The 7,758-nt window shown below is 72.5% G+C and carries 10 protein-coding genes; 1 reads left to right on the forward strand and 9 read right to left on the reverse strand.

Translation table 11 applies throughout. The annotated features are described in order from the left end of the window. The 6 genes from ABT116_RS36870 to infC form a co-directional block, all read right to left on the reverse strand. A partial coding sequence (locus ABT116_RS36870; RefSeq protein WP_502984000.1) for a tRNA ligase subunit PheS family protein occupies positions 1-487 on the reverse strand: 487 nt, incomplete at its 3' end. Between the two features lie 129 nt (positions 488-616). Continuing rightward, complete coding sequence (locus tag ABT116_RS36875) at positions 617-1,759, reverse strand: sensor histidine kinase (protein WP_351643280.1); 1,143 nt, start codon at positions 1,757-1,759, stop codon at positions 617-619. A 53-nt stretch (positions 1,760-1,812) separates the two neighbouring features. Then, positions 1,813-2,673, reverse strand: a complete 861-nt coding sequence (locus ABT116_RS36880; RefSeq protein ID WP_351643284.1) for a TrmH family RNA methyltransferase — start codon at positions 2,671-2,673, stop codon at positions 1,813-1,815. Between the two features lie 87 nt (positions 2,674-2,760). Next, positions 2,761-3,144 (reverse strand): 50S ribosomal protein L20, encoded by a 384-nt coding sequence (gene rplT, locus ABT116_RS36885; RefSeq protein ID WP_003989074.1) that lies wholly within the window; start codon positions 3,142-3,144, stop codon positions 2,761-2,763. Between the two features lie 98 nt (positions 3,145-3,242). Further along, complete coding sequence (rpmI, locus tag ABT116_RS36890) at positions 3,243-3,437, reverse strand: 50S ribosomal protein L35 (protein WP_003977225.1); 195 nt, start codon at positions 3,435-3,437, stop codon at positions 3,243-3,245. A gap of 108 nt (positions 3,438-3,545) precedes the next feature. Beyond that, entirely contained in the window at positions 3,546-4,196 is a 651-nt protein-coding gene (infC, locus tag ABT116_RS36895) for a translation initiation factor IF-3 (protein WP_351643300.1), read from the reverse strand. Positions 4,197-4,593: 397 nt separating this feature from the next. On the opposite strand from infC, the gene ABT116_RS36900 reads away from it, so the two are divergent. Then, complete coding sequence (locus tag ABT116_RS36900; protein ID WP_062925865.1) at positions 4,594-4,950, forward strand: DUF1844 domain-containing protein; 357 nt, start codon at positions 4,594-4,596, stop codon at positions 4,948-4,950. Between the two features lie 8 nt (positions 4,951-4,958). Here the strand turns inward: ABT116_RS36900 and ABT116_RS36905 are convergent, their stop codons facing one another. The 3 genes from ABT116_RS36905 to ABT116_RS36915 are packed head-to-tail and all read right to left on the reverse strand — an operon-like array spanning position 4,959 to position 7,699. Next, positions 4,959-5,687: an SseB family protein gene (locus ABT116_RS36905; protein ID WP_351643292.1), complete on the reverse strand. Its 729-nt coding sequence runs from the start codon at positions 5,685-5,687 to the stop codon at positions 4,959-4,961. 42 nt (positions 5,688-5,729) lie between these two features. Continuing rightward, positions 5,730-6,938 (reverse strand): type VII secretion-associated serine protease mycosin, encoded by a 1,209-nt coding sequence (gene mycP, locus ABT116_RS36910; protein WP_502984001.1) that lies wholly within the window; start codon positions 6,936-6,938, stop codon positions 5,730-5,732. Then, complete coding sequence (locus ABT116_RS36915) at positions 6,935-7,699, reverse strand: hypothetical protein (protein ID WP_351643296.1); 765 nt, start codon at positions 7,697-7,699, stop codon at positions 6,935-6,937. The genes mycP and ABT116_RS36915 overlap by 4 nt, the downstream gene beginning before the upstream one ends. Positions 7,700-7,758: the final 59 nt, after the last annotated feature.

A 7,758-nucleotide genomic window follows, 5' to 3' on the forward strand; every position in this document is an offset into this window, starting at 1 on the left:
GGAAGTTCAGGGCGTCGAAGTTGAACCACTCCGCCTCGGCCTCCGGTCCTTCGGCGACCTCGTAGCCCATGGCCACGAAGACGTCCGCGACCCGCTCCATCATGGTGGTGAGCGGGTGCCGGGCGCCGGACGGTACGCGGTCGTACGGCAGCGTGACGTCCACCGCCTCCTCGACGAGCACGCGCGCGTCCCGCTCGGCCTCGAGTTCCACCTGGCGGGCGGCGAGGGCCTTGTTCACGGCGCCGCGGGCCTGGCCGACGCGCTTGCCGGCCTCGGCCTTGGCGTGCGGGGGCAGGGCGCCGATCTCGCGGTTGGCGAGGGCCAGCGGGGAGGCGGGGCCGGTCTGGGCGACCTTCGCCTCGTGGAGTGCGTCGAGGGAGTCCGCGGCGGCGAAGGCGGCGAGCGCCTCGTCCCGCATGCGCTCGATCTCTTCCGGTTTCAACGTCTCGACCTCGACCGGGTCGTACGACTTATTCGGTGCCGACATCTCTTCCCGTGCTTCCGATTGGCTGGCTGAAGGGTCCCCGTCACCGACTCGGACGGCTGTCTGAAGGGACACAAAGGTGCCAATGGCCGAGTCTAACGGGGTGGAGGTACGCGAATGCGCCCGCGGGGCTCAGGCGAGATAGGCCGGAGCGCTCACGGGCAACGTAAATCGGAACTCGGCGCCGGCGCCGGGGGCGCGGCCGACCGTGATGCTGCCGCCGTGGGCTTCGACGATGCCCTTGACGATGTAGAGCCCGAGGCCCGTCCCGCCGCGCTTGCTGCCCCGCCAGAAGCGGGTGAAGACGCGGTTCATGGACTCCTCCGGGATGCCGGGCCCCTCGTCGCTCACCGTGACCGACGTGCCGGTGTCCTCGTCCTCGCGGGGGGACGCCGTGGCCGTGACGTCGATCGTGACAGTTCCCTCGCCGTGCCGCACGGCATTTTCCAGCAGGTTGCTGAGCACCTGGTCGATCTTGTCGGGGTCGGCCCACAGGTCGGGCAGCGGCTGCTGGACGCGCAGCAGGAACCGGTCGGCGGGCTGTCCGGCGGCGACGTAGGCCTGGATGTGCCGTCCGACGGCGGCGCCGATGTCGACGGGCTGGCGGCGCACCTCCAGGCGGCCGGAGTCGATCCGGGAGATGTCGAGCAGCTCGGCGATGAGCCGGGTTACCCGGTCGGCGTCGGCGTCGACGGTCTCCAGCATCAGGCGCTTCTGGTCGTCGGTGAAGCGTTCCCACTTGGCGAGCAGCGTGGCGGTGAAGCCCTTGACCGAGGTGAGCGGGGAGCGCAGTTCGTGGGCGACGGTGGCGATCAGCTCGGCGTGGCTGCGCTCGGTGCGACGGCGGGCCTCGGTGTCGCGCAGGGTGACGACCAGGCGCCGGACGGGTCCGGTGGGCCGGGTGCGGACGTAGCGGGCGGAGACCAGCACCTCGCGGCCGCCGGGCAGGAGCAGGTTGCGCTCGGGCTGTCCGACACGGATGGCGAGGCCGCCGTACGGATCGGTCAGCTGCCACCAGCGCCGGCCCTCCAGGTCCTCTAACGGCAGGGCCTTCTCCAGGCGCTCCCCGAGGGCGTCCCGGGCGCGGACGGCGGTGATGCGCTCGGCGGCCGCGTTGAAGCAGATGACACGGCCCTGCTCGTCGGCGACGACGAGCCCGTCGGGCAGCTGGTCGGGATCGATGCCGAGGCCGGCGTGGTCACCGGTTGGCCGGGACGCGGCGGGCGGGCTCCCGGCGTCCTGGGCTCCCGGTGCGCTGCTCGTGCCGACGGTCATCCCCGTACCCCACCTCCAAGGCTCGCAGAGGGGTCCCTGAGCTGGTCACCCTACTAGTTCCCGGTGACGGAGCGGCACCCTCCGGAGGCGCGCTGTGCACGCGCCGACGCATAGAGACATACGGCGGCGGCGGTGGCGAGGTTCAGGCTCTCGGCCTTCCCGTGGATCGGGACGCGCACGACGGCGTCCGTGAGGGCGCGGGTCTCCTCCGGCAGGCCCCACGCCTCGTTGCCGAAGACCCAGGCGGTGGGCCCGCCCATGGTGCCCTTGTCGAGCTCCTCGTCGAGGTCGCGGTCGCCCGCCCCGTCGGCGGCCAGGACCCGGACACCTGCGTCCCGCAGCGCGTCGACGGCCTGCTCCACGGGTACGCCGACGGCGACCGGCAGGTGGAACAGGGAACCGACGGAGGCGCGGACGGCCTTGGGGTTGTACACGTCGACGGAGGCGTCGGTCAGGACGACGGCCTCGGCCCCGGCGGCGTCGGCGCAGCGCAGCACGGTCCCGGCGTTGCCGGGGTCACGGACGTTGGCGAGGAGGGCGACGAGCCGTGGCCGGGCCGCGAGGACCTCCTCGAAGGGCGTGTCCAGGAACCGGCAGACACCGACGAGCCCCTGCGGGGTGACGGTGGTGGAGATGTCGGCGATGACCTGCTCGGCGGCGAGGTGCACGCGGGCTCCGGCGTCCCGGGCCGCCCCGACGATGTCGGCGTAGCGTTCGGCGGCCTCCAGCGTGGCGAACAGCTCCACAAGCGTCGCCGCGTCCCCGGCCCGGTGCCCGGCGGCCTCCCGCACGGCCTGCGGTCCCTCCGCGAGGAACAGCCGGTCCTTCCCCCGGAAGTTCCGCTTGGCCAGCCGCCGCGCGGCCAGGACGCGGGGAGATCGGGGGGAGATGAGCTCGGGGGTGGCGGAAGGCATCCGGTTCGCTTTCTCGGTAGCTGCACAGCAGGACCCGCAGACCGTCCGGCCTGCGGGTCCTTCAGTCACATCGGCTCGGAGCCGGCGTCACGCAGCCTTCGGCGCGTTCACGTCGCTCGGCAGCGCCTTCTGGGCGACCTCGACGAGGGCGGCGAACGCACCGGCGTCGTTGACGGCCAGCTCGGCCAGGATCTTGCGGTCGACCTCGACGTTCGCGGCCTTCAGACCCTGGATGAAGCGGTTGTAGGTCATGCCGTTGGCGCGGGCAGCGGCGTTGATGCGCTGGATCCACAGCTGACGGAAGTCGCCCTTGCGCTTCTTGCGATCGTTGTAGTTGTAGACCAGCGAGTGGGTGACCTGCTCCTTGGCCTTGCGGTACAGGCGCGAACGCTGACCGCGGTAGCCGGAGGCCTGCTCGAGGATCGCCCGACGCTTCTTGTGGGCGTTGACTGCCCGCTTGACGCGTGCCACTTGTTAACTCCTTGTAGCGGGGCCGTGGGGGTGCTCACACGACCCGAAATCGATTGGGTCCCGGTCTGACGTGCGTCCGGCGCTCACGCGCCCGGACGTCACTTGCCGAGAAGCTTCTTGATCTTCGCGGCGTCGCCCGGGGCCATCTCGGCGTTGCCGGTGAGGCGACGCGTCACACGGGACGACTTGTGCTCGAGCAGGTGGCGCTTGCCGGCGCGCTCGCGCAGCACCTTGCCGGAGCCGGTGATCTTGAAGCGCTTGCTGGCACCGCTGTGCGACTTGTTCTTCGGCATAGCGCCGTTCTCTCCTCGTCGGTGGCGCTCCGGTGCCCGGTCGCGAAACCGGGCACGGTGGAGCGTCGTCTTGTATCGGTTGCTTCCTGGGACTGGCGTCCCGGGGAGTCACGCCTCGGCGGGTTCCTCGGCGGGCTCCTCAGCCGGCGCCTCGTTCTCCGCGGCGTTCTGCGACTTGCCGGGGTTGGCCTTCGCGTCCGCCTTGCGGGCTTCCTGCGCCTGGCGAGCCTCGGCCATCGCCTCGGTCTTCTTCTTGTGCGGACCGAGGACCATGATCATGTTGCGGCCGTCCTGCTTCGGATTCGACTCCACGAACCCGAGGTCGGCCACGTCCTCCGCGAGACGCTGCAGCAGCCGGTAGCCCAGCTCGGGCCGGGACTGCTCGCGACCACGGAACATGATCGTGATCTTGACCTTGTCGCCCTGCTTGAGGAACCGGACGACGTGACCCTTCTTGGTGTCATAGTCGTGCGGGTCGATCTTCGGCCGGAGCTTCATCTCCTTGATGACCGTGTGCGCCTGGTTCTTACGCGCCTCACGGGCCTTCATGGCCGACTCGTACTTGAACTTCCCGTAGTCCATGAGCTTGCACACAGGCGGACGGGCGGTAGCCGCCACCTCGACCAGGTCCAGGTCGTACTCCTGCGCAAGCTCCAGTGCCTTGGCCAGGGGGACGATGCCCACCTGCTCGCCACTGGGACCGACAAGTCGCACCTCTGGAACGCGAATCCGGTCGTTGATGCGGGGCTCGGCGCTGATGGATCCTCCTCGGTAGCACCACGCGACGGTCTGGCGGACGGCCGCGTAACGTCTTTTATCGATAGACCTAACCGCGCCGGTGCAACAAAAATGCCCCGGACGATCCCAGGCGGGGCTCCTCGAACTACCGGAGCACCGCCGCGGGGAAGCCGCGGGGCGCGCTTTCGGACGGATCGCCGCCGCTGGGACGGGACCGCCTGACCGGTGACCCGCCGCCCGGAGGGCAGATCGGGTGGGAGTTCGAAAGCCTCCACTTGTGGGCCGGGCTCGCGGGCTGTGGGGCACACGTGTCCGACCGGTCGTTACATGAGGTTACCAGCAACGGCCAGGAACGGCCAATTGGGGCGAGCCGGGGTCACGTGGGGTTCGCCCGCCCGCTGCGCCTATCGTGTGGGGCATGAGTGAGACCCCTCCTGAGTCCCCCGACTTCGACGCCATGGCCCGAGACATCGCCGAGGTCCCGGCGGTCGAGGTGATCGTGACGGTCGCCGTCAACCTGATGAGCGCCGCCGCCGTGAAGCTCGGTCTGACCGAGGAGGGCGAGAAGCACAAGGACCTGGACGAGGCCCGCAAGCTGGTGCACGCCCTGGCCGGTCTGCTGGACGCGACGGCGACCGAGATCAGCTCCTTCCACGCGGCTCCCCTGCGGGACGGCCTGAAGTCGCTGCAGCTGGCGTTCCGCGAGGCCTCGCTCGTCCCGGACGAGCCGGGCCAGGGGCCGGGCGAGAAGTACACCGGCCCGGTCTACGGCTAGCCGGGACCTCAGCGTACGAAGAGGGGCTCGCCAGGTGGCGCCGCCTCGGCCGGCAGCAGTGCCAGGTCGAGACCGCGCACCAGGCGGGCCCTCAGTGTTTCGTCGGCCGCGAGCCGCTGGGCGACCGCCCGGGCGGCTTCGGCCGGGACCGCGGACGGGTCGAGGACCAGGGCGAGGGTGCCGTCGGCCTGCCCGGGGCCGAGGTGGGCGCGCACCACGGCGGGCTCGGCGGCGACGGCGTCCCGTACGGCCCCGACGACGGCCGGGTCGGCGAGCGGATCGGTGCTCGCACGGCCCTCGGCGAGGGCCAGCAGGGCGGGTCCGGTCAGCTCGAAGGGCACCGGTCCGGCCATGTCGAGCACGATCGTGTCCGCCTTCTCGTGCGCGGCGGCCTGCAGGGCCTGGTGCAGCGGCACGGCGACGGGGCGGGCCTGCGGGTCCCAGCGGGCGAGGGAGTCCGTGGAGGTGAAGGCGGGCAGGGCGGTGCGGTTGCCGGCCTTGAGGGTGGGGACGGCCATGTCGCTGGTCTTCTCGCGGCGCAGCCCGTTCTCGTCCTCCTCGACCTCGCCGAGGACCGCCACGACGGGGACGAGCAGCCGGGCGCCCTTGAGGGCGGCGAGGACCGGACCCACCGCGCTCCGGTCCTCGGCCCAGGCGGCGAGTGCCGCGCTCAGCCGGGGGTCGGCGGAGCCGTCGTCGTCGGAGAAACCGGAGTCCGGGATGTTCTTGTTCGCCACGCGTCGACCCTATCCGCCGGGCGGTGCGCTCCCGGCAGCGGTTCAGAAGTCCTCGCGGCTCCCGCGGCTGCCGCGCCACAGGACGACCGCCGCGACCAGCAGGACGCCGCCGGCTCCGCCCGCGAGGGGTGCGGCCCAGGCGGCGGTGCCGTCGCCGGAGGCGTCGTCGTCCGGTCCGCTGCCGAAATACTTCGCCCCGTGGGACGCGGACTGCAGGTCCTCGGGCCTGAGCCGGCCTGCCGCCTCGATGGCGGCCGCCGGGTCGATGAAGCCGTAGCCCCGGGAGTCGTCCCGGCCGCCGGTGGGGGCGTTGCGGGCGGTGTCCTCCAGGAGCGACTTGATCTGGGCCGGGGCCAGGCCGGGGTGGGCCGCCTTGACCAGGGCGGCGGCGCCGGAGACGAAGGCGGCGGCGGCGCTGGTGCCCCAGCCCTCGTAGTACTTGTGGTCGGGGTCGGCGATGACGACGTCGACGCCCGGGGCGCTGACGGTGGCGTACCAGCGGCGGGTGGAGAACGGAGCGCGGGTTCCCGCTCGGTCGACGGCGGTGGCGGCGATGACGCCCGGGTAGGCCGCCGGGTAGGAGATGTGGTCGCCCTTCTCGCCGCCGTTGCCCGCGGAGGCGACTACGACCACGCCTTTGCCCAGGGCGTACTGGATGGCCTGGTCCTCGGCGGGTTCGGGGTGCGCGGAGGCGGAGTCGTCGCCGAGGGAGAGGTTGATGACGTCGGCGCCGTGGTCGGCGGCCCAGCGGATGCCCTCGGCGAGGGCGTTGCCGCGGGTGCTGCGGGCCTTGGCCCGGGAGGGGTCGCCGTCCTCCAGGATCACGCGGACGGGGAGGATCTTCGCCTCGGGGGCGATGCCGATGACGCCGTCGGCGCCGCCCGGGCCGTGTCCGTGGCCGGCGATGATCCCGGCCATGGCGGTGCCGTGCCGGGCCCAGGCGCGGTCGCCGGGCTCGGCGCCGAAGCGGACCAGGTCCTTGCCGGGCAGGACGTTGCCGGCCAGGTCGGGGTGGTCGGCCTCGACGCCGGTGTCCAGGACGGCAACGGTGATGCCCCGGCCCTTCGTGGTCTGCCAGGCCTCTTCGGTGTGCATGGCCTCCAGGGCCCACTGCTGGGCGCGGATGCCGTCGGCGTGGGCGGTGGCGGCGGGGAGGAGGACGAGACCGACGGTGAGCAGGGCGCCGAGGGCGGCGGCCCTCCGGGACGGCCTGCGCGGGTGTTTCCCGGCCGGGGCGTGCGCGGCGGTCACGACGGCTGCTCCGAGGCCGAGCGGACGTCTCTGCGGAGGTCGCGTTCGACCCGGTCGGCGAGGCCCTGTGCCTCGTTGCCGAGGCCGGCCTGGGCGGCGGCGGTGGTGGCGTCGGCCTCCATGGCGTCCCCTGCGGGCTGCGGGTCGTCGACGGTACGGCCGTCGGCCCAGCCGGAGACGGCGTAGACGACGACCGGGGCCTCGGTGAGCACGGAGACGGTCCAGGAGGCACGCTGCCGGGCGCCGAAGCCTGCGGCGGGCGTGCCCTGCGCGGCGTACGGCAGGGGCATCAGGTCGCTGCGGCGGTCCAGGCGTTCCTTGCGGAAACGGTTCGCGAGGGCGGTCATGCCGGGGGCGTCGGCCGTGGTGAAGAGCAGGCCGACGGTGGTCACGTAGCTCTCGGTGGCGTCGGTGTAGGTGGCGCGCAGGAGGCGCTCGCAGCCGACGGGGGCGAGGGCCTTGCGCAGCAGCGGGTCGAAGGCGTCCTTGCAGCCGCTGTCCGGGGCGACGGCGATACGGGTCCAGGTGCGGTCCGCTCCGCCGGGGCCGGCGCCCCGGCCCTGCACGGTGGGCGGGAACAGCTGGTCGACCGGGACGCTGTGCCAGAGGTTCCGGGCCGCGGCGAAGGTGCTGGGTGAGCCCTCGTCGCCGGAGCCCCCGACGAGCCAGCTGCCGGTGACCGCTCCCGAGATGAGCCCCAGTCCGAGCACGAGGCAGGCGGCGGCCGCGGCGGTCCGTGAACGCGGACGCGGTGCAGACACCGCAGAAGGACACCCCCGAGCTCTGGGACGCGGTCACCAACGGCGAGAAGACCGCCGCC

Origin of the sequence: Streptomyces sp. NPDC002130, assembly GCF_040296465.1 — a bacterium.
Lineage (GTDB): Bacteria > Actinomycetota > Actinomycetes > Streptomycetales > Streptomycetaceae > Streptomyces.

Coding starts and splice junctions, on each gene's coding strand:
- ABT116_RS36875 (WP_351643280.1), bottom strand. CDS start 1,759: ATGACCGTCGGCACGAGCAGCGCACCGGGAGCCCAGGACGCCGGGAGC.
- ABT116_RS36880 (WP_351643284.1), bottom strand. CDS start 2,673: ATGCCTTCCGCCACCCCCGAGCTCATCTCCCCCCGATCTCCCCGCGTC.
- rpmI (WP_003977225.1), bottom strand. CDS start 3,437: ATGCCGAAGAACAAGTCGCACAGCGGTGCCAGCAAGCGCTTCAAGATC.
- ABT116_RS36900 (WP_062925865.1), top strand. CDS start 4,594: ATGAGTGAGACCCCTCCTGAGTCCCCCGACTTCGACGCCATGGCCCGA.